Below are 25799 nucleotides of genomic sequence, written 5' to 3' on the forward strand. Positions count from 1 at the left end.
ATGACTGCTTACGCCGACTACCGCACGGGCGACCCGGTCGCCGACACCAAAGCCCCGTCCGGCCCGGTCCACGAGCGTTGGGACAAGCGCCGCTTCGAGGCCAAGCTGGTCAACCCCGCCAACCGGCGCAAGCACACGGTGATCGTCGTCGGCACCGGACTCGCCGGCGGCTCCGCGGGTGCCACCCTCGCCGAACAGGGTTACCACGTGGTCCAGTTCTGCTACCAGGACTCCCCGCGCCGCGCCCACTCCATCGCCGCGCAGGGCGGCATAAACGCCGCGAAGAACTACCGCAACGACGGCGACTCGGTCCACCGGCTCTTCTACGACACCGTCAAGGGCGGCGACTTCAGGGCGCGCGAGTCCAACGTCCACCGCCTCGCGCAGATCTCCGTGGAGATCATCGACCAGTGCGTGGCGCAGGGCGTCCCCTTCGCCCGCGAGTACGGCGGACTGCTCGACACCCGCTCCTTCGGCGGCGTCCAGGTCTCCCGCACCTTCTACGCCCGCGGCCAGACGGGCCAGCAGCTCCTCCTCGGCGCCTACCAGGCGCTGTCCCGGCAGATCGCGGCCGGGAACGTGGAGATGCACCCGCGCACCGAGATGCTCGACCTGATCGTCGTCGACGGCCGGGCCCGCGGCATCGTCGCCCGCGACCTGATCACCGGGAGGATCGACACGTACTTCGCGGACGCCGTCGTCCTCGCCAGCGGCGGCTACGGCAACGTCTTCTACCTGTCGACGAACGCCATGAACTCCAACGCGACCGCGATCTGGCGGGCGCACCGGCGCGGCGCGTACTTCGCCAACCCCTGCTTCACCCAGATCCACCCCACCTGCATCCCGCGCACCGGCGACCACCAGTCCAAGCTCACCCTGATGAGCGAGTCGCTGCGCAACGACGGCCGTATCTGGGTGCCGAAGGCGAGGGGCGACGACCGGCCGCCGAACGAGATCCCCGAGGACGAGCGCGACTACTACCTGGAGCGCGTCTACCCCTCCTTCGGCAACCTCGTCCCCCGCGACATCGCCTCCCGCGCCGCGAAGAACGTCTGCGACGAGGGCAGGGGGGTGGGCCCCGGCGGTCAGGGCGTCTACCTCGACTTCGCCGACGCCATCGAGCGCATGGGCCGGGCGAAGGTGGAGGAGAAGTACGGCAACCTCTTCGACATGTACGAGCGGATCACCGCGGAGAACCCGTACGAGGTGCCGATGCGGATCTACCCCGCCGTGCACTACACGATGGGCGGCCTGTGGGTCGACTACGACCTCCAGACCACGATCCCCGGCCTGTTCGCGGTCGGCGAGGCCAACTTCTCCGACCACGGCGCCAACCGCCTCGGCGCCTCCGCGCTGATGCAGGGCCTGGCCGACGGCTACTTCGTCCTGCCCGCCACCATCAACGACTACCTGGCCCGCCACCCGCACCAGGACGCCGTCACCGGCGAACACCCCGCCGTCCGGGAGGTGCTGGCCGAGACCGAGGACCGCCTCCACCGGCTCCTCTCCGTCGACGGCGACCGCACCCCGGACTCCTTCCACCGCGAAGTCGGCGAACTCATGTGGGAGTTCTGCGGCATGGCCCGCACCGAGACCGGCCTGCGCAAGGCCCTGGAGCGCATCCCGCAGATCCGCGAGGAGTTCTGGCGGCGCATCAAGGTGCCCGGCACCGGTGAGGAGTTCAACCAGTCGCTGGAGAAGGCCAACCGCATTGTCGACTACCTGGAACTGGCCGAGCTGACGTGCCTCGACGCGCTGCACCGCTCCGAGTCCTGCGGCGGCCACTTCCGCGAGGAGTCGCAGACCCCGGACGGCGAGGCCGCCCGCAGGGACGAGGAGTTCTCGTACGCGGCCGCCTGGGAGTTCACGGGTACGGGCCGGGCCCCGACCCTGCACAAGGAAGACCTGGTCTTCGAGTACGTCCACCCCACCCAGCGGAGCTACGCATGAAGCTCACCCTGCGCGTCTGGCGGCAGAAGAACGCCGACGCCGACGGCACCATGTCCACCTACGAGGTGGACGGCGTCTCGCCCGACATGTCCTTCCTGGAGATGCTGGACGTCCTCAACGAACAGCTCATCCTCTCCGGCGAGGACCCCGTCGCCTTCGACCACGACTGCCGTGAGGGCATCTGCGGCGCGTGCAGCCTGGTCATCAACGGCGACGCGCACGGCCCCGAGCGGACCACCACCTGCCAACTGCACATGCGGTCCTTCCGCGACGGCGACACCATCGACGTCGAGCCCTGGCGCGCCGCGGCCTTCCCGGTCGTCAAGGACCTCGTGGTGGACCGCTCGGCCTTCGACCGGATCATCCAGGCCGGCGGCTACATCACCGCTCCGACCGGCTCCGCCCCCGAGGCGCACGCCACGCCCGTGCCGAAGCCGGACGCCGACCTCGCCTTCGAGCACGCCGAGTGCATCGGCTGCGGCGCCTGCGTCGCCGCCTGCCCCAACGGCGCGGCGATGCTCTTCACCTCGGCCAAGGTCAACCACCTGAACGTCCTGCCGCAGGGCGCGCCCGAACGCGAGACCCGGGTGCTGGACATGGTGGCCCGGATGGACGAAGAGGGCTTCGGCGGCTGCACCCTGACCGGCGAGTGCGCCACCGCCTGCCCGAAGGGCATCCCGCTCATGTCCATCACCGGCATGAACAAGGAGTGGCTCCGGGCGACCCGCAAGGCGGCCGGGCGGTAGCGCCGCCCGGACATCGGACGTTCGCCGGCAGTGTGCGGACGGGCGGAACCGGAGATGCGGTGCTCAACTCCGGTTCCGCCAGGCATACTACGGCTGGTACGGCAGGGCCGAACGGGGGAATGCCGTCCGTACCGGGCGGGTCACGGCTGACGCCCCTGCCGCCGCACCGCTATGGCTGTCGGCATGGCGATTCTTTCCCCCACCGAGCAGCGCGCGGGCGACGGTCCGGCGTCCGAAGCACCACACGGCGACCAGAGAGCGACGACGGTCGGACTGTGGGGCTGGCCGGCGCTGGCCACCATGGCCCTGGCGATGTACCGGATCAGTGAACCTCTGCTCGGCCGCGACGAGTTGACCAGCTGGGACATGGCCGGCCGCAGCTTCGCCCAGGTGCTGGCCACGGTGCGGCGGGTGGACGCGGTGCTGGGCACCTACTACCTGGTCCTGCACGCCTGGACGAGCCTCCTCGGTGACTCGCCCGCCGTCCTGCGCATGCCGTCCGCGATGGCCCTCTCCGGCGCCGCCGCCTGCGTCGCGCTGGTCGGGCGACGGCTGTTCGGCCACCGCGCGGGACTGGCCGGCGGTCTGCTGTTCGCCCTCCTTCCGGGCGTGAGCCGCTTCGCCCACGAGGCGCGTCCCTACGGCCTGGTGATGCTGGCCGTGGCTCTCTCCACCCTGCTGCTGCTCCGGGCCCTGGACCGCCCCGGCAGTCCATGGCGCTGGGGCGGCTACGCACTCGGCCTGACGGCGGTCGGACTGTTCCACCTGATCGCGCTGACGTGCCTGACCGGGCATCTGGTGCTCGTGGCCATGCGGGCCCGGCGCGAGCGCCGGGTGTGGTGGGGGATGTGCTCCGCGGTGCCGGCCGTCGCGCTCGCGCTCATTCCGGTCGTGGTGCTGGGCAGGCAGCAGACCGAGCGGCAGATCTGGTGGATCACGAAGCCGGAGGCCTGGGGTCTGCTCGACATCTGGCCGCAGGTCTTCTACTCCGGGCTGTGCGCGGGCACGGTGCTGCTGCTGGCCCTGGTGGCGCTGGCGGCGCTAGGGGAGCGCCGCGACGCCGTCGTCTTCTGCGCGGTGTCGGCCGTGGTGCCCGTCCTGATCATCTGGGCGCTCTCGCACGGGCACGTCTCGTACTTCTACTTCCGGTACATGCTGTTCACCCTGCCGCCGCTCGCGGTCCTGGCCGGTGCCGGGCTCGCCGCCGCGGCACGGTCCCGGCGGGCGGTCGCGGCGGTTCTCGCGCTCCTCGCACTGCTCACGCTGTCCGACCAGAAGGCCCTGCGGGAGCCGCTCGCGCACTACTGGGCGGGCGGCCCCGACTTCGCCGCGGCCGCCGAGGTGATCCGGAAGAACTACGCGCCCGGCGACGCGATCGTCTACAACAGGGTTGAGGAAGAGGCCATCTCCCTGGGCGTGCGCTACTACCTTCCGCGCGATCTGCGGCCGCGCGACGTCTTCCTCGCCGCGTCGCCCGTCCAGCGCGACGACCTGGCGGCGACCGAGTGCGCGGAGCCGGCCCGATGCCTGCGGGGCGAGAAGCGGATCTGGCTGGTGGCGGCAGGCAACACCCCGGATCCGCTGCTGGGGCTGCCCGCCGGCCAGGCGGCCGCCCTGCGGGCCCACTACCGGACCTCCTGGGCGGAGCGGCCCAGCGGACTGGCGGTCTCCCTGCTGGTACGCACCGAGTAGGGGGCGGCTGCCGGGTGCCGCCCCCGGCATTCAGCAGCCGCACATCCACGGGTCCCGCGCCGGACACACCGAGGCCAGTCGGCCACGGAAGAAGTGGAAGCAGAAGATCCCGTCATGCTTCCGTCCGGCACTGGAGACCGTCATGACCGCCCTGCCCGCCTCGCCCCCCGCACTCGCCGCCGCGCCCGGCGCCTCCGGCTATCTGGTCTCGCTCGCCCGGGACCAGGACGACGTCCGGGCCGCGCAGCGTCTGCGGTACCAGGTCTTCGCCCAGGAGATGGGCGCCCGGCTCGACGGCCCCGAGCCGGGCCTGGACGTAGACGCCTTCGACGCGTACTGCGACCACCTCCTGATACGGGAATCCGGCACCGGGCAGGTCGTCGGCACCTACCGGCTGCTGCCGCCGGAGCGGGCCGCGGTCGCCGGACGCCTCTACGCCGAGAACGAGTTCGAGCTGACTCCGCTCGACGCGATCCGCCCCGGCCTGGTCGAGGTGGGCCGCTCCTGTGTGCACCCAGGCCACCGGGACGGCGCCGTGATCGGGCTGATCTGGGCCGGGATAGCCCGCTACATGGTGGACCGGGGTCACGAATGGCTGGCCGGCTGCTGCTCGATCCCGCTCTCCGACGGCGGCGCGCTCGCCTCCGCCACCTGGGACCGGGTCCGGGCCAAGCACCTGGCCCCGGAGGGGTTCCGGGTACGGCCGCTGCTGCCGTGGACCCCGCCGGACGCGGCCGGGCCGGCGACCGGCCCGGAACTGCCCGCGCTGCTGCGCGGCTACCTCCGCCTCGGCGCCCGGGTGTGCGGCGAGCCCGCGTACGACCCGGACTTCGGCGTCGCCGACCTGTACGTACTGCTGTCCATGCGCCAGGTCAACGCGCGCTACCTGCGCCACTTCCTCTCCCTCGTCCCCGCCTGATGAGCGCCTGGCTGCCCGGCGCGCCCTGCACCCCGCGGGCGTGCGTGGAGGCGACGAGGTCCGCGGCCGCCGTGCCCCGGGCCGCGCTGCGGCTCATGGCGGTGGCGGTCCTGGTCCTCGCCGGGGTCGCGCTGTCCCCGCTCGCCGGCCGGATCCCGGCGGACTGGACACGGCGCTGGTGCCGGGCGATCGTCCGGGCCTGCGGCGTCCGCGTCCGCGTCACCGGCACCACCCCGCCCTCCGGCGGCCTGCTCCTGGTCGCCAACCACATCTCCTGGCTGGACGTCCCGCTGCTCGCCGCGGTACGCCCGGCCCGGATGCTCGCCAAGTCGGAGCTCCGCCGTTGGCCGGTGGCGGGCCCGCTCGCGGCCCGCGGTGGCGCCCTGTTCATCGAACGCGACCGGCTGCGCGCCCTGCCCGACACGGTCGCGCGTATCGCCGGGGCACTGCGCGGCGGCGCCGCCGTCGCGGCCTTCCCCGAGGGCAGCACCTGGTGCGGCCGGTCGCAGGGCACCTTCCGCCGGGCCGTCTTCCAGGCCGCCCTGGACGCGGGCGTCCCGGTCCAGCCGGTCCGCATCCGCTACCGCGCCGCCACCGGGACGGCCAGCACGACCCCCGCCTTCGTCGGCGAGGACACCCTGCTGGCGTCGCTGTGGCGGGTGGTGTCTGCCCGCGGCCTGATCGCCGAGGTCGAGGTACGCCCCGCTCTCGCACCCGGCAGCCACCGGGACCGCCGCACCCTGGCCCGCGCCGCCGAACCGGGCACCACCAGCGAGCCCCGCTGGACACATACGGCACTGGTGGCGTGAGCGCCGCCCCCCCCCGGGGCGGGGCGCCGCACCACCGAGCGGCCCCGCCCACGGCGGAACTCCCTTGCGGCGGAAGCCGTCAGCCGCAGTACGCGTCCTGCCCGGGGCGCGCACCCGTCGTCAGGAAGCGCGAGACCGCTCGGTCGCCGCACGCGTTGCCGTTGGCCAGGTACGCGCCGTGGCCGGTGGAGTCGACCACCACCATGACCGCACGGCCGCCCAGGGCCTCACGCAGCCGCAGGGCACCGCTGAGGGGAGTGGCGACGTCACGGCGGTTCTGCACCATCAGGACGCGGGAGGAACCGGAACCGGTGATGCGCACCGGTGGCCTGCCCGGCGGATACGGCCACGCGGCGCAGACCATCGCGTTGCGGGGCATCCCCGCGGTCAGCGGGTGCGCCGCGCGGCTCTCGGCGACCGCCCCGCGGTAGTCGGCGGCGGAGGAGGGCCAGGCGACGTCGTTGCACAGGGTCGCGGCGGCGACCGCCGCGAGGTTCTGCTGCTGCTCCTGCGAGGGCGGCGTGGGCGCCGGCGGAAGCGGCGTGCCGTCCAGCGCGGCCCGTATCAGCCGGGCCAGGACGGGAAAGCGGCTCTGCGGGGCGTAGAAGCTGTCCAGCATCGTCTGCCGCAGCACGTTGCCGTCCAGCCGTGGCGGGTTGGCGCCCGGCCAGGGGATCGGTTCCCGGTCGAGTCGTGCGGCCAGCCGCAGGAACAGCGGGCGCACCTCGGATGCGGTGGCCGCCAGCCTGACCGGGCTGCCGGGCGCCGACGCCCAGGCCGCGAACTCGGGGAAGGTGTCCTCCGCTCCGGTCTCGTAGCCGGCCAGCCAGGCGCGCGACAGACGGGCCGGATCCGGGTCGTCGTTGCTGTCCAGCACCACGCGGTCGGCGCGGTGCGGGAACAGCTGGGTGAACACGGCGCCGACGTAGGTGCCGTACGACACGCCCCAGGCGGAGATCCGGCGCTCGCCGAGGGCGGCGCGGACGCGGTCGATGTCCCGGGCCTCGTTGACCGTGTTGATGTGCCGCAGTAGGGCGCCGCCGTTGCGCGCGCACGCCTCCGCCGTCCGCCGCGCGGTGGCCATGTTGCCGTCGACGGACCCGTCGGGGGCCGGCCACGGACGCAACCTGGTCAGGGCGAGATCCTCCTGTGCGAGGCCGCAGGAGACCGAGGTGGACGGCGCCAGGCCACGGGGCGCGAACCCGATCAGGTCGTAGCGGTCCCGGACCTCCTGCGGCAGCTTCCGCCCCTTGCCCGAGGGATCGCCGAGACTGGAGCCGCCGGGACCGCCGGGGATCAGCAGCAGGGCGCCGCGCCGGGCGGCCGGATTCTCGGCGGGGACGCGCGAGACGGCGATGTCGATGGTCCGTCCCCCGGGGGCGCCGTAGTCCATCGGCACGCGCACGGTGGCACACAGCCGACGCGGGTCGGGACCGCCGTCCTGGCAGGCGGACCAGCGGAGCGGGACGTGGGGGGCGGCCGCGGCCGCGGACGGCGCCTGCGCCAGGGGGGCGACGAGTCCGAGGAGCGCGATGGAGACGACGGCCCGGGCGGCCTTCTTGCGGGTGGTCTGCTTCATGTGCACGAGCCTCGTGCACCGGGACCCTGACCTGACATCCTGTCAGCTGGAGAGAATGCCGGGGGTGTGCCCCCCGTTCACCTCTCGGGTCGTCCCTCCTCCGTTCCGCGGGGCGGGTCGAAGAGACCGTGCGGCCGGACGTGTTCGGGCCCCTCGTCTGCTCACCTCAGAGCCCGCGCCAGGTAGGGCGCCGTGGCGCTGCCCTCCGTCCGGGCCACCTCGGCCGGTGGCCCCGCCGCCACGACGCGGCCGCCCGCGTCGCCGCCGCCCGGCCCCAGGTCGACCACCCAGTCGGCGCCGGCCACCACCGACATGTCGTGCTCGACGACGATCACCGTGTGCCCGGCGTCGACGAGTCCGTGCAGCTGGCGCATCAGCACCTCGACGTCGGCCGGGTGGAGCCCGGTCGTCGGCTCGTCCAGCAGGTAGAGGGTGTGGCCGCGCCGGCCCCGCTGCAACTCGCTGGCGAGCTTGATGCGCTGCGCCTCGCCGCCCGACAGCTCGGTCGCGGGCTGGCCCAGCCGGAGGTAGCCGAGGCCGACGTCGAGGAGGGTGCCGAGGCTGCGGGCCACGGCCGGGGTGTCGGCGAAGAACTCCGCGGCGGCCTCCACCGTCAGACCCAGCACCTGCGCGATGTTCCGTCCCCGGTACGTCACTTCGAGCGTCTCGGGGTTGTAGCGCGCCCCGCCGCAGTCCGGGCACGGCGTGTACGTGCTCGGCAGGAACAGCAGCTCCACGCTCACGAACCCCTCGCCCTGACAGGTCTCGCACCGCCCTCCGGCCACATTGAAGGAGAAGCGCCCGACGCCGTAACCCCGTACACGGGCCTCGCCGGTGGCCGCGAAGACCTTCCGCACGACGTCGAACAGCCCGGTGTACGTGGCCAGGTTGGAGCGCGGAGTACGCCCGATCGGCCGCTGGTCCACCGACACCAGCCGCCCGACCCCCGCCAGGTCCTCCGTGATCTCACCGATCAGCGTCGACTTCCCCGACCCCGACACCCCGGTGACGGCGGTGAAGGCGCCGAGCGGGAACTCGGCGGTCACCGCACGCAGGTTGTGCCGGGTGACCGGGCCCACCTCCAACTGCCCCCGCGGCCGCCGGACTTCCCGCACGGGTGCGGGGGAGTGGTCGAACAGGAAGCGGGCCGTGGCCGACTCCGCCACCCCGGCCAGCTCCGCCACCGGCCCGCTGTGCAGCACCAGCCCGCCGTGCTCTCCGGCCCGCGGGCCCACGTCCACCACCCAGTCCGCGCCGCGCACGACATCGAGGTGGTGCTCCACGACGAACACCGAGTTGCCCGCCGCCTTCAGCCGCCGCAGCACCGTCGACAGTGCCTCGGTGTCCGCCGGATGCAGCCCGGCGGAGGGCTCGTCGAGGACGTACACCACCCCGAACAGCCCGGACCGCAGCTGTGTGGCGAGCCGCAGCCGCTGCAACTCGCCGGCGGAGAGCGTGGGCGTGGCCCGGTCGAGACCGAGGTAGCCGAGGCCGAGCTCCACCACGGGAGCGATACGGGCCTTGAGATCGTCGGTGAGGACCCGCGCGACCTCGGACGTCCCGTGGAGCAGACCGGTGAGCTCGGTGAGCGGCAGCGCGGCCAGCTCGGCGATCGTCCGGCCCGCGAAGGTCACCGCCAGCGCCTCCGGACGCAGCCGGCTCCCGCCGCAGGCCGGGCAGGGCACGCTGGTGAGGAAGCGCTCCGCCTTCGCCCGCAGGGCCGGGCTCTTCGAATCGGCGAACGTCTTCATCACATACCGCCGGGCGCTCATGTACGTGCCCTGGTAGGGCCGTTGGATCCGGTCGGCGTCCCGCACGGGGTGCACGGTCACCACCGGCTGCTCGTCCGTGAACAGGATCCACTCCCGCTGCCCGGCGGGCAGTTCGCGCCAGGGTCGGTCCACGTCGTACCCGAGCGCGTCGAGGATGTCCCGCAGGTTCTTGCCCTGCCAGGCCCCCGGCCACGCGGCGATCGCGCCCTCCCGGACGGACAGCGACGGATCGGGAACGAGCAGTTCCTCGCTCGTCCGGTGCACCCGCCCGAGCCCGTGGCACTCCGGGCACGCCCCGGCCGCCGTGTTGGGCGAGAACGCGTCCGAGTCGAGACGCTCGGCGCCCGGCGGGTAGTCACCGGCCCGGGAGAACAGCATCCGCAGGGAGTTCGACAGGTTCGTCACCGTCCCCACGGAGGAGCGCGACGTCGGCGCCGCCCGCCGCTGCTGGAGCGACACGGCGGGCGGCAGACCGGTGATCTCCCCGACCTTCGGCGCCCCGACCTGGTGGATCAGCCGGCGGGCATACGGCGCCACCGACTCGAAGTACCGGCGCTGCGCCTCCGCGTAGACCGTCCCGAACGCCAGCGACGACTTCCCCGACCCCGACACCCCCGTGAAAACGACCAGCGCGTCCCGCGGAATGTCGACATCGACACCTTGGAGATTGTGCTCCCGGGCACCGCGGACACGGACGTAGGGGTCGTGGGGGGTGTGCATGGTGGGGACTCCGTGCGGGACTGCGGGATTGTGGGCCATGAGGCGCAAACCACGCAATCGTATGCGAGGCCGTCCCTGGCACCCCGAGGCCGAAAACGTGTCGCGTCCTCGCTCGCGCGGCCTCTAACGTGGGGCCGTGTCCGCCGCGAAGACCTCCTTCGTCTGCCTGCCCTGCCGGGCCTCCTTCAAGCAGCCCTACGACCGGGACAGGCCCGACCGGATCTGCCCGAGCTGTGCGGGCCCGCTGATCCATGCGGGCTCGGCCTTCGCCGCGCCTCCGCGCCGGGACCGGGCGGCCTGGCGGGTCCTCTCCGTCCTGCTCCACGCGGGCGTCGGCTTCCACAAGAGCTGCTGCGGCGGGCCGGGGTACCGCCCGCGCACCCTGCGCGAGATCCGTGAGCGGATGACCCACGCCCGTCGCAGCGGCGAGCCCCTCGGCAAGGCCCTCGCACGCTACGACGTGCCGTGACCGGGAGCGCCCCGGCGCGGGGCCGGTCGGCTGACCAACCCCGGCACGATCCGAAGGAGAGACCCTGGTCCTCCAGGCGCACCGGCATCAGGATCGAGAACGTCTCCTCGTCGTCGGGCCGGCGGATCGCGAGGGGCGCCGTGGGAGCGGCGACCTCCACGATCAGTTCGTCCCGCGCGCCGGCGGCGAGCGCCTGGAGCAGGAACTCGCGGTTGACGGCGATGCGGTTCTGGTCGCCGTCACCGTCGTCGCGGACCGTGACCGTGCCGTCGTCCGCGATGCCGAGCACGCTCAGGTCGCAGGGCACGCCGTCCTGCTCGCGCACCTCGCCCGCCCGGACGGGCCCCGTCTCCAGCGCCTTCCGGAACACCGCCACATCGACGAGGGCCCGGCGCCCCGCAGGCAGGCTGACGAGGCGGCGGTAGTCGGGGAAGTCGTGGCCGAGGGACTGGCCGGCCGTCTGGCGGTCGCCCGCCTCCAGGGTCACACGGTCCCCGTCCACACCGAGCCGGACGGGCTCGGTGCCGCCGAGCAGCGCCCGCATCGCGTCGGCGAGCGGAGCGGGCACGACGACCTGGACACGGGGGCCGGCGTGGGCGACCGCCATCCGGTAGCGGTCGGTGGCCACGACCCGGAGTCCGTCGCCCTCGATGTCGAACAGCACCCCGCCCAGCATCGGCAGCTCGGGGTCGCCGCCGGCCGCGAAGCGGACCGCGTCCAGCGCAGCGGCCAACTCGGCTGCGGTGACGGACAGTCGGGCGGCTGAGGTCTTGATGGACGTCATGGGGTTCTCCCTGCGGTCGAGTAGAGCTCGGAGCGTGGAGAACTCATCGCGGGCATCGGACAGCCCCGCTTCGAGCCGGCGCAGATGCGCCTGGAGAAGCCCGCGCACGAGGTCGGTGTCCGCGCCGGACCAGCCGGCCAGCACCAGCCGGATGTCCGCCAACGGCATCGCGGCCCGGCGCAGCCGCGCCAGCAGCCGCGCCTCGTCCAGCTGCTCCGGCTCGTACCAGCGGTAGCCGCTCACCGGATCCACCCAGGCGGGGACCAGCACCCCGGCACGGTCGTAGAACCGCAGCGCGCTCACGCCCAGTCCGCTGTCGCGGGCCATCTCCCCGATACTGCGCATCTCGCTCTCCACACCCGGGACCCTGGGCCCTCGACCAGGTCGAGGGCCAACCCGCCGCCCGTCAGGCAGGGCAGTCGGCCAGTGTGGTGGCCGCGCCCCAGCGGATCATCAGGTAGTGGTTGCCGCCGATCACGGCCACGGCGTAGCGGGTGTACGGCCACGCGTCGCCCGCGAGGTCCCGCTGGTTCACGAGGGCCCGGCACGCCTCGCCCGCGGTCATGGCCGCCCAGGTGCCGACCTGCTTCTGGTCCCATGTCCCGTAGTCCGACCACACGTACATCGCCGAGTTGCCGGGGTCGAAGCCCACCTTGAGCTCCCCGTTGCCGAGCACGCGATCGGTGCCGAGCGTCGGGCGCATCCCGTTGGTCCGCTGGATGATCGTCCTGGCCGCGTGGTCCGCGACCCTGATCTCGTCGCCGTCGGTGCTGGGGATCATCGCCTGCCCGAGCCCCTGCTCGTCCGGCGTCCAGCCCGGTACCGCACCCGAGCCCTGTCCGGCGGCGGAACTCTGTCCGGCGCCGGAGCCCTGCCCGCCGTCGTTGTCGGCGGCCGACCTGCACCGCGTGTTGGTGACGAAGTCGTCCTGCCAGGTCACCTGCGGGTCCTGGTCCGTCCCTTCCCGCACCATGACGTAGGTGCGGTAGGGCAGGTTCGGGTGCACACGGAGTACGACGTCCCTCAGCGTCTCGCACATCGACCTGGCGATCTCCGTCTCCGCGTACATCGTGCCCTGCTCGTCGGAGGCCAGCCGGTACGAGAGGTAGACCTCCCGGCGCGGCTCGTCGAAACGCACGGTACCGGGGGTGAAGTCGATGCCCTCGCTCAGTTCCTGCGCGAGAACACCCTGGTCGTGCAGCACCCCGCGGGCCACGTCGTGCTCGCCCTCGCCCTGTGCCGTACGCGTCCGGGCCCAGCTCTGCGCACTCGCCGAGTCGGCGTTCGCCGCCTGTCGCTGCTTCGCCTTGCCGTCCGTTCCGGCGGAGGAGGAAGGGGTGGCCGAGGCTGGGTGTTCGCCGTCCCCGGTGTCGCCGGGCATCAGGGCCACCACGCCACCGGCCAGGGCGCCGATGACGGCGGCGGCGACAACCAGGGCGCCCAGCCGGCGCCTTCGGGAACCGCTCGTGGGCAGGTGCCATGCCGGATCGTCGCCGGGCGGAATGTCCCAGACGGCTTCGGTGATGTTCCCGGCCTGGGTGGGCAGCGCGTCGACGCGCACCACCTGGGTGGCCTGGGAGGCCAGCAGTTCCCAGCACTCCTGGGCCGCCTCGGCGGCCGACGGGCGACCCCCGGGGTCCTTGGCCAGGGCCCGCTCCACGACTCCGCGCAGGGGGCCGGGGACTCCCTCCAGGTCCGGCTCACCCGACATCACACGGAACGCGACCACGTCGGGCGCACCCGTCCCGAACGGCATTCTCCCGGTGGCCGCGTAGGCCACCAGCGCTCCCCAGGCGAACATGTCGCCCGCGGGTCCGGTGGCCCCCGTGCGGTACTGCTCGGGGCTGATCCAGCCGGGGGTGCCGGTCATCACTCCGGTGCGGGTGACGCTGGTGCTGTCGGCGGCGTGCGCGATGCCGAAGTCCAGCACGCGGGGGCCGGAGGGCGTGAGGATGACGTTCTGCGGTTTCACGTCGCGGTGCACCACGCCGACCGCGTGGACGGTGGCCAGCGCCTGCGCGGTGGCGGCCGCGAGCGTGTAGAGCGTCCCCGCCGTGGCGAGCGCGCCCCGCGCGGCCACATGCTCGTTCAGGGTCGGACCGGGGACGTAGGGGGTGGCCAGCCACGGGGTCTCCGCGTCCGTGTCGGCGCCGAGCAGCGGCACCAGGTAGGGGCCGGTGACGCGGGAGGAGAGTTCCACCTCGCGCCTGAAGCGCGCCCTGAACTCCGGCTCCTGGGCCTGCTGCGGATGAATCACCTTCACGGCCACGCGTGTTCCGTCGGCGGCCACTCCCGCGTGGACGGTCCCCATGCCCCCGGCGCCGAGACGGCCGATGATCCGGTACGGGCCCATGCGAGAGGGGTCGCCGGGACGAGCCGGCTGCACTCTGGCACCGGAGCCGATTTCACTCACTGGTTCTTCCTTCTCCGGTTCCCCGCAGGCCGGCTCCCGGCGACCCCGAACCGGGTGGTGGCAACGGCAGCGCCCTCCCGCATGAGCGGCCCCCTCCCCGGCCGTCTGCTTGCGAACCGCGAGTCTATGCCCGGTACCTGTTGAAAGTCAGTCAGGTGCGTTATGCCCGTGGAAAGTTGCGATGACCTCGGTCCATGGACGGTCAGGACCGGCGAGTCCGGGTCGTGAAGATCCGGGCCAGGCGGCGGTAGGAGTCCAGCAGGGCCGTGCGGTCGTACGTGCTCGTCGTGACGAGGAGTTCCTGGGCGCCCGTCTCCTTCAGGACCGTCTCCAGTTCGTGCGCGACCTGGTCCTCGGTGCCGGCGAGCTGTCCGGCGAGGCCGGACTCGTAGCGGCCGCGCTCCTTGGCGGTCATCGGCAGGGACTCGACGCGGCCGGCCGGTGGCAGGGGAGGGAACGTGCCGTGGGTGCGGGCGTGCGCCATGGACCAGGCCTCCGGGATCAGGATGCGGCGCGCCTCGTCGGGCGTGGCGGCCACGGCGACCGTGCCGGAGATCACGACGTACGGCTCCCGGGCCCACGGGGAGGGGCGGAAGGCGGCGCGGTACCGGTCGATGCCGCGCAGCATCCTCTGGCGGTCGCGCAGGTCGCCGATGACCATGGGCAGGCCGGCGCGGGCGGCGATGGAGGCCCCCTCGCCCATCGCCAGCACGAACGGCGGCACGCTCAGGCCCTCCGCCGGACGCGCGTGCACGCCCGTCGGCGAGGTGCCCCGGAACCAGCCGAGCAGTTCGTCGAGCTGCGCCGCGAAGTCGTCGGCGTCGTTCTTGCCGCGGCCCAGCGCCCTGCGCACGCCGTCGGTGAAGCCGACCGAGCGCCCCAGCCCCATGTCGACGCGGCCCGGGAACAGCGCCTCCAGCACGCCGAACTGCTCCGCCACCACCAGGGGCCGGTGGTTGGGCAGCATCACCCCGCCCGTGCCCACCCGGATGCGGCTGGTCGCGGCGGCGACGGCGGCGGCCAGCACGGTCGGCGCCGAGCCGGCCACGCCGGGCACGCCGTGGTGCTCGGACACCCAGAACCGGTTGTAGCCGAGGGCCTCCACCTCCCGCGCCAGCCGTACCGTGTCCCGCAGCGCCTCGGCGCCTGGGCGGCCCTCGCGGGTGCGGGAGCGGTCGAGCACGGAGAAACGGGCGGAAGCGATCGCGGAACTCACATGGGGTTCAACGCCCGCCGGCGCCGGGGATTCCCGCGGCCGCCGCCACTCCCATGGCGACCGCGGCCGCCGTCACTCCTATGGCGACCGCGGCTGCCGTGGCTGCGGCCCGTTCGGCCGGGGCGCCAGGACCGCGGGCCGATCGATCGGGGCGCCAGGCCCGAGGCCTGTACGACCGGGGCTGCCAGGACCGCGGCCCGTACGACCGCACCGCGCCGATCCTCCGACCGGTTGCGATGTGCCCGGGAGCGCACCAGACTCGGAGGCGGTGAGGCAGGCCCGCCTCACAGGCCGGCCTGCCGCGCACGGTGCCGCTGCCCGCGGAAAGCGGGTCGGGTCGCGCACCGTATCGAAAGCGCGAACGGATCCCTGTGCCACGCCCCCGATCCGCCCGGACGTCGCACGCGCGCGTCCGTCCGCGGATCGTCCTCTCCAAGCGGGGTGCCGGCCATGGGCGACATGAACGCAACTGCTCTGGAAAGCCTGCGCGAGGCGCTGCGGGGACCCGTCGTCACCCCCCAGGACCCGGGGTACGACGAGGCCCGCAGCATCTACAACGCCATGATCGACCGGCGTCCCGCCGCCATCGCGGGCTGCACCGACGTCGCGGACGTGCGGGCCACGCTCGCCTTCGCCCGGGAGGCCGGGCTGGACCTCGCGGTGCGCGGCGGCGGGCACAGCGGGCCGGGACTGTGCCTGGTGGACGGCGGGCTCACGCTGGACCTGTCGCCCATGCGCTGGGTACGGGTGGACCCGGCCACGCGCACGGCCCAGGTCGGCGGCGGCAGCCTGCTGGGCGACCTCGACCACGCGACGCACACCTTCGGCCTCGCCGTGCCCGCGGGGATCCAGTCCACCACCGGGGTCGGCGGCCTCACGCTGGGCGGCGGACACGGCCACCTCACCCGCAGGTTCGGGCTCACCATCGACAGCCTGGCCGCCGCCGACGTGGTCCTCGCCGACGGCTCCTTCGTCACCGCGTCCGAGGAGGAGCACCCCGACCTGTTCTGGGCGCTGCGGGGCGGCGGCGGGAACTTCGGCGTGGTCACGTCGTTCACGTTCCGGCTGCACCCGGTCAGCACGGTCGGCGTCGGTGTGACGCTCTGGCCGGTCGACCGCACCCCCGAGGTGCTCCGCTGGTACCGGGAGTTCCTCCCCGCCGCGCCCGAGGACCTCTCCGGCTTCTTCGCGCTGCTGGCCGTACCGCCGGCACCGCCCTTCCCCGAGCCGCTCCACGGGCGGAAGGTGTGCGGGGTGGTGTGGTGCCACACCGGCGCACCGGACGCGGAGCGGCTGGAGGAGGCGCTGGCCGTGGTGAACGAACCCGGGCCGCCCGCCTTCCACTTCGCCACGCCCCTGCCGTATCCCGCTCTGCAGACCATGTTCGACGACCTGCTGCCGAGGGGCCTGCAGTGGTACTGGCGCGGCGACTTCTTCGACACGATCTCCGACGCCGCGATCGAGGTGCACCACAAGTACGGGGAGAACCTGCCCACCGCCCGGTCGACGATGCACCTGTACGCGGTGGACGGGGCGGCACACCGCCCGGGCGCCGACGACACCGCCTGGGCGTACCGGGACGCCGTATGGTCCGGTGTGATCGCCGGAATCGATCCCGACCCGGCCAACGCCGGTCTGGTCCGGCAGTGGTGCGTCGACTACTGGAGCGACCTGCACCCGCACTCCATGGGCGGTTCCTACGTCAACTTCCTGGGCGCGCAGGAGAGCGCGGACCGCGTCCGCGCCACCTACCGGGGCCACTACGACCGGCTGGCCACCGTCAAGCGCGTCTACGACCCGGAGAACTTCTTCCACGCCAACCAGAACATCGCGCCGGTGCCGTCGCACGGGTGACGCATCGGCACGGGCGACGCGTCGTCGGTGGCGCCTCGGGTGTCTCGGTGGCCGCGCCTCGTCGGCCGCGCCTCACGGGCCGGACGCGTCACCCTCCGGCTCCGGTCCCCAGTACTCCGGCCCGCCGCCGCGCCAGTCGATCAGTGGGGAGACGGTGACCTCCGCCGGGTCGACCTCCAGGCCGGCGCGCCGCAGGAACTCGGCGACGTCCCCGACGTTGTACGCCAGCCCGAGGATCTCGCCGTTCACACGGACGCGTCGGCCGCCGGTCGGGGAGGGCGGGTGCACGATCACGGGCAGTGCTCCGGACATGTCTCCATGATCGGGGGTACGGCCCGGACCCGCATCCGGGCGGCGCCCGGAACCCGCCGGCTCGGCCCGTCCCGGCCCGTCCCGGCTTGTGCGGCCGGGGGAGCCGGCTCGCGGGGCCGGGGACGGTCAGTCCGTCTCCTCGATGCGGAAGCCGACCTTCAGGCAGACCTGGAAGTGCTGGATCTCGCCGTTCTCGATCTGGCCCCTGACCTGGGTCACCTCGAACCAGTCCAGGTTGCGCAGGGTCTGCGAGGCCCGGCTGAGGCCGTTGCGGATGGCCTGGTCGAGACCCTCGGTCGAGGTGCCGACGATCTCGGTGAGCCGGTAGGTGTGGTCGGTCATGCGGATGCTCCTCTACGCCGCTGAGGGTGACGCGCGTCGGACCGTGTGAGGCCGGGCGCGCGTGCGTCACGCGTCACTCCACCGTGCCGTATGCGCAGGCACCGCGCGAGGTGGGCGGGCGGCGGTGCGTGCGCCCGGTGGCGCCCACGCGCGGCGGGCGCCGGGCCTCGGGGAAGCGATCCCCGTGATCCGGCGCCCGCCCGACAGCCGACCCAGGGCCGGGACGGGACCGGGGCCTGAGGCATCGAACCCCCTCAGGCCCCGAACGACTCAGGCCCCGAACACCTCACCCCGCCACACTCAGCGACAGCGCGAAGCGGCCCTCCTCGTCCGTCCACCAGTGCGCCAGCTCCAGCCCGGCCGCCGCGAGTTCCGTGCGCACGCGCTCCTGGCGGAACTTCGCCGACACCTCGGTGCGCATCTCCTCGCCCGCCGCGAAGTCGACGGCGAGACCCAGCGCGGGCACCTTCACGGTCTGGGCGGCGCGGCTGCGCAGCCGCATCTCGATCCACTCCCGCTCGGGGTTCCAGCGGGCGACGTGGTCGAAGGCGTCCGGTTCGAAGTCGGCACCGAGTTCGCGGTTGACGACGGACAGGACGTTCTTGTTGAACGCGGCGGTCACCCCGGCCGCGTCGTCGTACGCCCGGACCAGGACCTGCTCGTCCTTGACCAGGTCGGTGCCGAGCAACAGGGCGTCACCGGGGGAGAGCAGGGCGCGCACCCCGGTGAGGAACTCGGCCCGCTCGGCCGGCAGCAGATTGCCGATCGTGCCGCCGAGGAACGCCACCAGCCGCGGGCCCGGAGTGTCCGGCAGGATCAGCCCGGCGGTGAAGTCGGCGATCAGCGCGTGCACGTTCAGCTCCGGCCGCTCGGCGACCAGCGCCTTCCCGGCCTGGGTGAGCGCGCTGCCGCTGACGTCCACGGGAACGTAGGTGTGCAGGCCGGTGAGCGCGTCGATCAGGTACCGGGTCTTCTCCGAAGAGCCGGATCCCAGTTCGACCAGGGTGCGGGCGGGCAGGGCGGTGGCGATCTCGCCCGCGCGGGCGACGAGGATCTCGCGCTCGGCGCGGGTCGGGTAGTACTCGGGCAGTTCTGTGATCTGCTCGAACAGGTCGCTGCCGTGGGCGTCGTAGAACCACTTGGGCGGCAGCCACTTGGGGTCGGAGGTCAGGCCGTGCTGGACGTCGGCGCGCAGGGCGGCCGCCATGGCGTCCTCGGGCAGGGTGCGGGTGACATCGAACGGACTCACGTACGGGGCTCCTCTGGTGGTGCGGACGCCGGGTCCTCGGTGGGGTCCTTGAGCGGGGTGAGCAGGATGTCCGTGCGGCTCGCCGCGAGCAGCGTCCGGTCGGGGACCTCCCGCCAGTGCGGGTCGTCGTCGTAGGGCTCGGAGGCCACGACGGTGCGGCGGCCGGGCTCGGCGAGGTACCACAGGGCGTCGCCCCAGGCGGTTGCGACGATCGTCTCGCCGTCGGTGAGCAGCAGGTTGAGCCGGGATCCGGGGGCCGCGGCGGCGACCTCCAGGACGGTGTCGGCGAGCGCCTGGCCCGCCTCGGTCCGGCGTCCGGCACGTCCGCGCGGCTCCCCCGGGTCGCCGCCGCGCAGCCGGGCCAGCACCAGCGCCCACACGAGCGCGGAGTCGGTGCGGGCCTCCAGCGCCAGCATGTCCAGCGGCGGCAGGGTCCGGGACACCGCGGCGAGCGAGCCGGGCCAGCCGGTCACCGCGCCGTTGTGGCTGAACAGCCAGCGGTCCGCGGCGAACGGCGCCGCCGCGGCCTCCCCGTCCGCGCCCGGCAGGGTCGCGTCGCGCACCGCCGCGAGCAGCGCGGTGGTGCGTACGACCCTGGCCAGGTCGGTGAAGGACTGGTCCGCCCAGATGGGCCCGGACCGGCGGTAGCGGGCCGGCACCGGGTCCCCCACGGCGTACCAGCCGATGCCGAAGCCGTCGGCGTTGACGGTTCCGTACCGCTGGCCCCGCGGCGCCCACGACTGGCGGTACAGGCCGTGCGGGGGTTCCACGAGGAGCCGGCCGAGCGGCTCCTCGGGTCCCAGGTAGGCGATGTGACGGCACATCAGGCGGCTCCGGAGCGGGCGGTGCGGAACCCGGAGAAGATCTGCCGCCGGATCGGATAGTCCCAGTTGCGGAACGTGCCCCGGCAGGCCACCCGGTCCACGGCGAAGGAACCCCCGCGCAGCACCTTGCACTCGGGCCCGAAGAAGACCTCCGAGTACTCCTTGTACGGGAACGCGGCGAAGCCCGGGTACGGCAGGAAGTCGCTCGCCGTCCACTCCCACACGTCGCCGATCAACTGGCGTACGCCCAGAGGGGATTCACCGGCGGGGTAGCTGCCGGCCGGTGCCGGGCGCAGGTGGCGCTGGCCGAGGTTGGCGTGCTCCGGGGCCGGGTCGGCGTCGCCCCACGGGTAGCGCGTCGAGCGGCCGGTCGCCGGGTCGTACCGGGCCGCCTTCTCCCACTCGGCCTCGGTGGGCAGCCGGCGTCCGGCCCAGCGGGCGTAGGCGTCGGCCTCGTACCAGCACACGTGCAGGACCGGTTCGTCGGGCGGCACCACCTCGGTGACGCCGAAGCGGCGGCGCAGCCACTGCCCGCCGTCGCGGCGCCAGAAGAGGGGGGCGTGGATCTCGTGCCGCCGGATGTGGTCCCAGCCCTCGGACGCCCACCAGCGTGGGTCGTCGTAGCCGCCGTCCTCGACGAACGCCAGGTAGGCGGCGTTGGTCACCGGGGTGGTGTCGATCCAGAAAGCCGGCACCTCCCGCGGGTGCGCGGGCCGTTCGTTGTCCAGCGCCCAGGGTTCGGTCGAGGTGCCCATGGTGAACGGGCCGCCGGGGACGAGGACTTCGGCCGGTCCGGTGAACAGCGGCGCGGGGTCCGGGTCCGGGGCGGTCAGGGCCTGCGGGCCCCGGCGCAGCTGATGGGTGATCAGCATCGTCTCGTCGTGCTGCTGTTCGTGCTGCGCGATCATCCCGAAGGCGAAGCCCGCCTCGGTCAGCCGGGTCCCGTGGAAGGCGGTGCTCTCCAGCAGGTCCAGCACCCGGCCGCGCACCTCGGCCGCGTACGCCCGTGCCTCGTCGGGCGGCAGCAGCGGCAGCGACGGCCGTTCGGCGCGCGGATGCTCGAAGGCGTCGTACAGGCCGTCTATCTCGGGGCGTATCGCCTCCCGCCCGGCGACGGCGCGCAGCAGCCACAGCTCCTCCTGGTTGCCGATGTGCGCGAGGTCCCACACCAGCGGGGACATCAGCGGGGAGTGCTGGGCGGTGAGGTCGGGGTCCTCGACGCAGCCGGTCAGGAGCGTGGTGCGGTCGCGGGCCGTGACGAGCGAGGACAGCGCCCGCTCGCGCAGAAGACCGGCGTCGGCCTCGGTGCCGGTGCCGGGTACGGGGGCGGTCATGTGCGGATGTCCTTCCCGTGGGCGGTGAGGGTCTTCCCCGTCGAGCCGGCCGGGCGGAGCCGGGACGGGGCGGGCTCCGGTCCACGCAGCCGGTCGAGCAGATCGTCGGCCGGGCAGCGGCCCTTGCGGACATAGCGGTCGTGGTAAGCGGCGACGGCGTCCGTCACCTCGGGGGTCGCGCCGAGCCTCGGCAGGGCCTCGATCGCCGCGGCGAAGCAGATCACGGCCGCCTCGTACAGGTCGGGGTCGGCGAGCCCGGAGCGGGCCGCCTCGATCCACAGCGGATTGTGCGGCGCGGGCAGCGACAGGGCGCGCTCGGCGAGCGGCTTCACCGCCCGGTACGCGGTCTCCGCCGCCTGCGGGTCGTCGAAGAGCGCCGCCGTGACCGCGAGCGGCACGATCCACCCGTCGTCGCCGGGCTGCGCGTCGATCATGCGGAACTCGAGATGGCCGCGTGGTCTGACCGGCGGGAACAGGGTGGTCAGGTGGTAGTCGAGATCGTCCCGGGTCGGTGGCCGCGGGGCCCCGCCCCGGGTCCACTCCCGGAAGGTCAGACCGTCCGGCACGTCCCAGGGCCCGTCCTCGCGCCGTACGCACATCACCGGCGCGTCCAGCACGTGCCGGGCCCACGCGGTGCGCGGGTCGCCGTCCAGCGGTGGCGCGCCCGCCCGGCCGGCGCCTATCTCCAGCCACAGCAACTGCCGGGTGGACAGCCAGCCCGTGGGCTCCCGTCCGACCAGCGGGGAGTTGGCGAACGCGGCGACCAGGACCGCGCCGAGCTGGTGCGCCAGCCACCAGCGCCGCCCGTGGCCGAGCGGACCGGGCTCCTCGTGCCCGGCGTCCAGGCACACCTGGACGGAGGCCGAGGCGCACATCATGTGCCGGCCGGCCGGTCCGGTCCGGTCCAGCACGGTCTCCATGGCGTCGTAGCGCTTCTCGCGCAGGAACCGCCGGGGCGGGTGCCAGGGGTCGTGGCCGATGCCGACGAGGCGGAGTCCGTCGGCGGCGAGCACGGCGCGCACGGCGTCGAGGTCGGCGGAGACGGTGCCTATGCACTCCATCAGGGAGGCGGCGGGCGGGGAGCTCAGCTCCAGCTGGCCGCCGGGTTCGACGGTGAGTGCCGACCTGAGGGGCAGGGTTCGCAGTGCGGTGTAGACCGCGGAGAGTCGTTCGGGTGCGAGGGGGAGCCGCGGCGTCCGCAGCTCGTGAATGAACCATTCCACTTCGACCCCGAGGGTGCGGGGCGGTCCGGTCTTGAAGCAGATGCCGTGGACCAGCGCCTCGACCTCGGCCTCGGTGACGGCGGTACGGGGCTCCGTACAGCCGCTTTCCGCATCGGACATGTCGGGATCCTCCTGAGATTCCACGACGTCGCCGGCCTGGATCCGATGGTCCCGACCGGCATGCTCCGTCTACCCAAGACGCTCGCGTCGATCCGCACAAGGGGGCAGATCATGACGAACCTCTGACCTCCCCTTCCTCTCCGTCGTGCGCTCCGGACGCACCCTGCACCGGAAAAAACTTGGTTGCACCGCATGTCCAGGATCGCTCACGATGCGTTCATGAGCACGACGGGGGAGACCGCGCAGGCCGCGGGCATGGCGCCCACGGGGGTGGCGCCATGAGCGCGCGCCTGCGCGGCGTCGCGCGGCAGACGGAGAGCATCGTGGAGGCGGGCCACTACCGCACCGCCGACGGACGCGAGGTGTCCCTCGCGGCGGCGATCGAGGCCGCCCGGCACGGCACCCGGATGTTCGGCCCGGAGCCGGTCGCGGTGCCGTCCGCCCCGGCCGGTGAGACGTTCGTCGAGGTCACGGGGGAGAGCAGCCTGGAGGCCGCGCGCCGGCTCACCGGACCGGTGGCCGTGCTCAACTTCGCCTCGGCCCGCAACCCCGGCGGCGGCTACCTCAACGGCGCCCAGGCCCAGGAGGAGGCCCTGTGCCGCGCCTCCGCGCTGTACACCTGCCTGCTGCGGGCCCCCGAGTTCTACGACCACCACCGCGCCCACCGCGACCCGTTCTACTCGGACCGCGTCATCCACTCGCCCGGCGTGCCCGTCTTCCGCGACGACGCCGGCCGCCTGCTCGACGAGCCCCGCGTCGCCGGTTTCCTGACCGCCGCGGCGCCCAACGCCGGGGTCGTGCTGCGGACGGCGCCCGAGCGGGCCGCGGAGTTGCCGCGCGCGATCGCCGTCCGCGCCGAGCGGGTGCTGGAGACGGCGGCCGCGCAGGGCTACCGGCGACTCGTTCTCGGGGCCTGGGGCTGCGGAGTGTTCCGGAACGACCCGGCGCGGGTGGCGGGGGCCTTCCGCGGGCTGCTCGGGCCCGGCGGGCGGTTCGCGGGCACCTTCGAGCACGTGGTGTTCGGGGTGCTGGACCGCACGCCGGGGAGCGTGGTGCGCGCCGCGTTCGCGCGGACGTTCCCCGAGGCACGGCTCGGGGGCTGAGGGGTTTCGTCGGCGAGGTGCCGGGCGTCGCGGGCCCGGGCTGATCCGAACCAAGCCCCTGGCCGGCCGGAAGGGCCGGCTCGGCGGCGTACGGCGGGACGGGCGCGTCAGTTCCAGCCGTACCGCTCCCGCAGGCGGTGCACGACGGAGTTGAACCGCATCCGGTCCAGCGCGCACGCCTCGCGGCGCATGCCCTGCTCGTGCAGGCGCAGCACGCGGTCGACGTCCACCCAGGAGTCGCGCCCGGTCCGGTCCCACGGGCCGCTGCCCATGGGGACCCACTCCCGGTCGCCGTCGTGCCGCTTGCTGGACAACTGGACGGCGAGGAACGTTCCGGCAGGCTCGCGGGCCACGACCAGCACCGGCCGGTCCTTGCCCCGCCCGTCGTTCTCCTCGAAGGGCACCCAGGTCCACACGATCTCCCCGGGGTCCGGGTCGCCGTCGTGGTCGGGCGAGTACTCGGTCCGCACCCGGCCGACCCCGCGGGGGTCGGCCTCGGTGGTGGCGGAGGGGCCGTGGCGGCCGGGGACGCTCTCATCGGTAAACGCAGTCACGGGGGCACCCTAGAGCGTGCGCCCGCGAGCGCCGCGGGCGGGCCGTGACGTCAACTGCCTTACGCAGGCGGGCGTCGGCTGCTCAGCGCGCGGAGCCCTCGGTGTACGGGCGGATCCGCATTCCCGGTCGGCGCCGGTGCACCGTCAGATAGGCCAGTCCGTCCGCGCCCGCGGTGAGGGCGCGGGTGGAGCCGTGCGGCAGCCACACCACGGCGCCCTCGGCCAGGGGGCGCGGCTCCTCGGTGGCGCCCGCGCCGAGCACGCCCTCACCGGAGACGACGAGGAGCAGCACGTCCAGATCCGCCTCGGCGTGCGGGGCGATACGGGAGCCCGGGCTCAACCGGACCAGATTGGCGTCGAGTTGGCGTCCGGCCTCGGTGAGCTTCCACAGCACCCCCGAGGGGTCCGCCCCGGCGTCGGCCGGCACCCGGGCGTCGCACAGGACGCGCGCGTCCGCCGCGGCAGGCGCCACCGGCACGGCCGGGGTGATCGGTACGGCCGGGACGGTCGACTCGGTGGGCGGCGTCATGGCGTTCCCCGTGTTCCCTGTGTGCCCCGCATTCCCGTCGTCCCCTCTGCTCGTGCCCCGGTGCCTCATTATTACATGTAGTATTCGTAAAAAATCGCCGTGGGTGCGGCGAAGGCAGAAGGGGTGAGCGCGCGTGGCCACCACGCAGGAGAGTCCCCGTCGGCGCGAGGTGCTGGACGTGCTGCGGGCCGCCCCGGCGCCGCTCGGGGTCGCCGAGACGGCCGAGCGGATCGGCGTCCATCCCAACACCGTGCGCTTCCACCTCGACGCCCTGGTGGCCGACGGCCTGGTCCAGCGGCGGGTGGAGGAGCCCTCGGGGCGCGGTCGCCCCCGTACCGTGTACGCCCCGCGGCCCGGCATGGACCGCGGCGGGACGCGCGGCTACCGTCTGCTGGCGCAGATGCTGCTCAGCCGGCTGGCCGCCGAGGGCCCCGGGGCGCGGGAGAGCGCGACGGAGGCGGGCCGGGCCTGGGGCCGCTTCCTCGTCGATCCGCTGCCGCCCTTCGAGCGGCCGACGCCCGAGGGATCGGCCGCTCGGCTGGTCGCCCTGCTGGACGACCTGGGCTTCGCGCCCGTCGCGGAGCGGGACGGCGACGGCGGGCCGCCGCGCCGGATTCGGCTGCGCCACTGCCCCTTCCTCGAACTGGCCGAGGAATACGGCCAGTTGGTGTGCCCCCTGCATCTGGGGCTGATGCAGGGCGCCCTGACCGAGCTGCGGGCCCCGCTGACCGCGAGCGGCCTCGAACCGTTCGCTGCCCCCGACTCCTGCCTGGCCCACCTGGCCGAGGCCACCGCCGCATGACGCACACCGGCCGCGGGCCGCGCCCCGGCAGAAAGGCAGCACCCCGATGAACACCACCCCGGCCGCCATGGCGAGCGCGGTCACCTTCGTCTGGCTCGGCATGGTGCTGGCGATCTCCTTCCTGGAGGCGCCGCTGAAGTTCCGCGCCCCGGGCGTGACGATCCCCATCGGGCTGGGCATCGGCCGGCTGGTCTTCCGGGCGCTGAACCTCGTGGAGGTCGCCCTCGCCGTCGCCGTGATCGCCGCGGTCGCCGCGGGCGGCGCACCGGCCGGAATCGCCGGACTGACCGGCGCGGTGGCCCTGGTGCTGCTCGGCCAGCTGGCCGTCGTCCGCCCGCGCCTGAACCGCCGGTCCGACCGGGTCCTCGCGGGCGAGGACCTGCCCCGCTCGCGCGGCCACCTCGCCTATGTGGCCCTGGAGACGGCCAAGGTGGTGGTCCTGGTCGTCCTGGGCGTGAGTCTGCTCGCGGCGTGACGACGGCCC

At 73.8% G+C, this 25799-nt stretch carries 22 protein-coding genes and 1 pseudogene; 10 read left to right on the forward strand and 13 right to left on the reverse strand.

The window, feature by feature from the left end; all coding sequences use genetic code 11:
• From ACIQ9G_RS06390 to ACIQ9G_RS06410, 5 genes are all read left to right on the forward strand, one after another.
• The gene (locus ACIQ9G_RS06390; protein ID WP_403607129.1) at positions 1-1950 is read left to right on the forward strand and encodes a fumarate reductase/succinate dehydrogenase flavoprotein subunit; all 1950 of its coding nucleotides are present in this window, start codon (positions 1-3) and stop codon (positions 1948-1950) included.
• Complete coding sequence (locus ACIQ9G_RS06395) at positions 1947-2696, forward strand: succinate dehydrogenase/fumarate reductase iron-sulfur subunit (RefSeq protein ID WP_403607131.1); 750 nt, start codon at positions 1947-1949, stop codon at positions 2694-2696. Before ACIQ9G_RS06390 ends, ACIQ9G_RS06395 begins: the two co-directional genes overlap by 4 nt.
• 183 nt (positions 2697-2879) lie before the next feature.
• On the forward strand, positions 2880-4388 hold the full coding sequence (locus ACIQ9G_RS06400; RefSeq protein ID WP_403607133.1) for a glycosyltransferase family 39 protein: 1509 nt from the start codon (positions 2880-2882) through the stop codon (positions 4386-4388).
• Positions 4389-4530: 142 nt separating this feature from the next.
• Positions 4531-5307, forward strand: coding sequence for a GNAT family N-acetyltransferase (locus ACIQ9G_RS06405; protein WP_403607135.1), 777 nt, complete (start codon positions 4531-4533; stop codon positions 5305-5307).
• On the forward strand, positions 5307-6116 hold the full coding sequence (locus ACIQ9G_RS06410) for a lysophospholipid acyltransferase family protein (RefSeq protein WP_403607137.1): 810 nt from the start codon (positions 5307-5309) through the stop codon (positions 6114-6116). Before ACIQ9G_RS06405 ends, ACIQ9G_RS06410 begins: the two co-directional genes overlap by 1 nt.
• A 79-nt stretch (positions 6117-6195) precedes the next feature.
• Here ACIQ9G_RS06410 and ACIQ9G_RS06415 read toward each other — a convergent pair whose 3' ends face one another.
• Positions 6196-7695, reverse strand: coding sequence for an alpha/beta fold hydrolase (locus ACIQ9G_RS06415; RefSeq protein ID WP_403607139.1), 1500 nt, complete (start codon positions 7693-7695; stop codon positions 6196-6198).
• 161 nt (positions 7696-7856) lie between these two features.
• The gene (locus ACIQ9G_RS06420; protein WP_403607141.1) at positions 7857-10187 is read right to left on the reverse strand and encodes an ABC transporter; all 2331 of its coding nucleotides are present in this window, start codon (positions 10185-10187) and stop codon (positions 7857-7859) included.
• A gap of 136 nt (positions 10188-10323) precedes the next feature.
• Here ACIQ9G_RS06420 and ACIQ9G_RS06425 point away from each other — a divergent pair, with 136 nt between their 5' ends.
• Entirely contained in the window at positions 10324-10656 is a 333-nt protein-coding gene (locus ACIQ9G_RS06425) for a deoxyxylulose-5-phosphate synthase (RefSeq protein ID WP_403607143.1), read from the forward strand.
• Positions 10657-10723: 67 nt separating this feature from the next.
• On the opposite strand, the pseudogene ACIQ9G_RS06430 reads toward ACIQ9G_RS06425, so the two are convergent.
• From ACIQ9G_RS06430 to ACIQ9G_RS06440, 3 genes and pseudogenes are all read right to left on the reverse strand, one after another.
• Positions 10724-11785: pseudogene (locus ACIQ9G_RS06430) on the reverse strand (MerR family transcriptional regulator); the annotation flags it as partial.
• Between the two features lie 61 nt (positions 11786-11846).
• On the reverse strand, positions 11847-13853 hold the full coding sequence (locus ACIQ9G_RS06435) for a serine/threonine protein kinase (protein WP_403607145.1): 2007 nt from the start codon (positions 13851-13853) through the stop codon (positions 11847-11849).
• A gap of 202 nt (positions 13854-14055) precedes the next feature.
• Positions 14056-15069 (reverse strand): LLM class flavin-dependent oxidoreductase, encoded by a 1014-nt coding sequence (locus tag ACIQ9G_RS06440; RefSeq protein ID WP_403607147.1) that lies wholly within the window; start codon positions 15067-15069, stop codon positions 14056-14058.
• 450 nt (positions 15070-15519) lie between these two features.
• Between ACIQ9G_RS06440 and ACIQ9G_RS06445 the strand changes: the two genes are divergently transcribed.
• On the forward strand, positions 15520-16923 hold the full coding sequence (locus ACIQ9G_RS06445; protein ID WP_403607149.1) for an FAD-binding oxidoreductase: 1404 nt from the start codon (positions 15520-15522) through the stop codon (positions 16921-16923).
• A 72-nt stretch (positions 16924-16995) separates the two neighbouring features.
• On the opposite strand, the gene ACIQ9G_RS06450 is transcribed toward ACIQ9G_RS06445, so the two are convergent.
• The 6 genes from ACIQ9G_RS06450 to egtA all read right to left on the reverse strand — a co-directional run bounded on the left by ACIQ9G_RS06450 (position 16996) and on the right by egtA (position 22327).
• The gene (locus ACIQ9G_RS06450) at positions 16996-17235 is read right to left on the reverse strand and encodes a hypothetical protein (RefSeq protein ID WP_356181790.1); all 240 of its coding nucleotides are present in this window, start codon (positions 17233-17235) and stop codon (positions 16996-16998) included.
• Positions 17236-17361: 126 nt separating this feature from the next.
• On the reverse strand, positions 17362-17577 hold the full coding sequence (locus ACIQ9G_RS06455) for a dodecin (RefSeq protein WP_403607151.1): 216 nt from the start codon (positions 17575-17577) through the stop codon (positions 17362-17364).
• A 286-nt stretch (positions 17578-17863) separates the two neighbouring features.
• Complete coding sequence (egtD, locus tag ACIQ9G_RS06460; protein ID WP_403607153.1) at positions 17864-18826, reverse strand: L-histidine N(alpha)-methyltransferase; 963 nt, start codon at positions 18824-18826, stop codon at positions 17864-17866.
• Positions 18823-19650 carry an ergothioneine biosynthesis protein EgtC gene (egtC, locus tag ACIQ9G_RS06465; RefSeq protein ID WP_403607155.1) on the reverse strand — a complete coding sequence of 276 codons (828 nt, stop codon included), beginning with the start codon at positions 19648-19650 and terminating at the stop codon, positions 18823-18825. Before egtC ends, egtD begins: the two co-directional genes overlap by 4 nt.
• On the reverse strand, positions 19650-20984 hold the full coding sequence (gene egtB / locus ACIQ9G_RS06470; protein WP_403607157.1) for an ergothioneine biosynthesis protein EgtB: 1335 nt from the start codon (positions 20982-20984) through the stop codon (positions 19650-19652). The genes egtC and egtB overlap by 1 nt, the downstream gene beginning before the upstream one ends.
• Positions 20981-22327 carry an ergothioneine biosynthesis glutamate--cysteine ligase EgtA gene (egtA, locus tag ACIQ9G_RS06475; protein WP_403607159.1) on the reverse strand — a complete coding sequence of 449 codons (1347 nt, stop codon included), beginning with the start codon at positions 22325-22327 and terminating at the stop codon, positions 20981-20983. Before egtA ends, egtB begins: the two co-directional genes overlap by 4 nt.
• A gap of 278 nt (positions 22328-22605) precedes the next feature.
• Here egtA and ACIQ9G_RS06480 point away from each other — a divergent pair, with 278 nt between their 5' ends.
• Positions 22606-23430, forward strand: coding sequence for a TIGR02452 family protein (locus ACIQ9G_RS06480; protein WP_403607161.1), 825 nt, complete (start codon positions 22606-22608; stop codon positions 23428-23430).
• A 107-nt stretch (positions 23431-23537) separates the two neighbouring features.
• Here the strand turns inward: ACIQ9G_RS06480 and ACIQ9G_RS06485 are convergent, their stop codons facing one another.
• Positions 23538-23984, reverse strand: a complete 447-nt coding sequence (locus ACIQ9G_RS06485) for a type II toxin-antitoxin system PemK/MazF family toxin (protein ID WP_403607163.1) — start codon at positions 23982-23984, stop codon at positions 23538-23540.
• Between the two features lie 82 nt (positions 23985-24066).
• Entirely contained in the window at positions 24067-24513 is a 447-nt protein-coding gene (locus tag ACIQ9G_RS06490) for a cupin domain-containing protein (RefSeq protein WP_403607165.1), read from the reverse strand.
• 133 nt (positions 24514-24646) lie between these two features.
• Here ACIQ9G_RS06490 and ACIQ9G_RS06495 point away from each other — a divergent pair, with 133 nt between their 5' ends.
• Together ACIQ9G_RS06495 and ACIQ9G_RS06500 are read left to right on the forward strand one after the other, a co-directional pair.
• The gene (locus ACIQ9G_RS06495) at positions 24647-25315 is read left to right on the forward strand and encodes a helix-turn-helix transcriptional regulator (RefSeq protein WP_403607167.1); all 669 of its coding nucleotides are present in this window, start codon (positions 24647-24649) and stop codon (positions 25313-25315) included.
• A 46-nt stretch (positions 25316-25361) separates the two neighbouring features.
• Positions 25362-25790 (forward strand): hypothetical protein, encoded by a 429-nt coding sequence (locus ACIQ9G_RS06500; protein WP_403607169.1) that lies wholly within the window; start codon positions 25362-25364, stop codon positions 25788-25790.
• Positions 25791-25799 lie beyond the last annotated feature (9 nt).

The sequence above is a fragment of the Streptomyces sp. NPDC096152 genome (genome assembly GCF_044763235.1).
In the GTDB taxonomy this organism is placed as follows: Bacteria; Actinomycetota; Actinomycetes; order Streptomycetales; family Streptomycetaceae; genus Streptomyces.

Bases quoted from the DNA above. Each gene is read 5' to 3' on its own strand.
- ACIQ9G_RS06390 (WP_403607129.1), top strand. From the start codon at position 1: ATGACTGCTTACGCCGACTACCGCACGGGCGACCCGGTCGCCGACACC.
- ACIQ9G_RS06395 (WP_403607131.1), top strand. From the start codon at position 1,947: ATGAAGCTCACCCTGCGCGTCTGGCGGCAGAAGAACGCCGACGCCGAC.
- ACIQ9G_RS06400 (WP_403607133.1), top strand. From the start codon at position 2,880: ATGGCGATTCTTTCCCCCACCGAGCAGCGCGCGGGCGACGGTCCGGCG.
- ACIQ9G_RS06405 (WP_403607135.1), top strand. From the start codon at position 4,531: ATGACCGCCCTGCCCGCCTCGCCCCCCGCACTCGCCGCCGCGCCCGGC.
- ACIQ9G_RS06410 (WP_403607137.1), top strand. From the start codon at position 5,307: ATGAGCGCCTGGCTGCCCGGCGCGCCCTGCACCCCGCGGGCGTGCGTG.
- ACIQ9G_RS06415 (WP_403607139.1), bottom strand. From the start codon at position 7,695: ATGAAGCAGACCACCCGCAAGAAGGCCGCCCGGGCCGTCGTCTCCATC.
- ACIQ9G_RS06420 (WP_403607141.1), bottom strand. From the start codon at position 10,187: ATGCACACCCCCCACGACCCCTACGTCCGTGTCCGCGGTGCCCGGGAG.
- ACIQ9G_RS06445 (WP_403607149.1), top strand. From the start codon at position 15,520: ATGGGCGACATGAACGCAACTGCTCTGGAAAGCCTGCGCGAGGCGCTG.
- ACIQ9G_RS06450 (WP_356181790.1), bottom strand. From the start codon at position 17,235: ATGTCCGGAGCACTGCCCGTGATCGTGCACCCGCCCTCCCCGACCGGC.
- ACIQ9G_RS06455 (WP_403607151.1), bottom strand. From the start codon at position 17,577: ATGACCGACCACACCTACCGGCTCACCGAGATCGTCGGCACCTCGACC.
- egtC (WP_403607155.1), bottom strand. From the start codon at position 19,650: ATGTGCCGTCACATCGCCTACCTGGGACCCGAGGAGCCGCTCGGCCGG.
- egtB (WP_403607157.1), bottom strand. From the start codon at position 20,984: ATGACCGCCCCCGTACCCGGCACCGGCACCGAGGCCGACGCCGGTCTT.
- egtA (WP_403607159.1), bottom strand. From the start codon at position 22,327: ATGTCCGATGCGGAAAGCGGCTGTACGGAGCCCCGTACCGCCGTCACC.
- ACIQ9G_RS06480 (WP_403607161.1), top strand. From the start codon at position 22,606: ATGAGCGCGCGCCTGCGCGGCGTCGCGCGGCAGACGGAGAGCATCGTG.
- ACIQ9G_RS06490 (WP_403607165.1), bottom strand. From the start codon at position 24,513: ATGACGCCGCCCACCGAGTCGACCGTCCCGGCCGTACCGATCACCCCG.
- ACIQ9G_RS06500 (WP_403607169.1), top strand. From the start codon at position 25,362: ATGAACACCACCCCGGCCGCCATGGCGAGCGCGGTCACCTTCGTCTGG.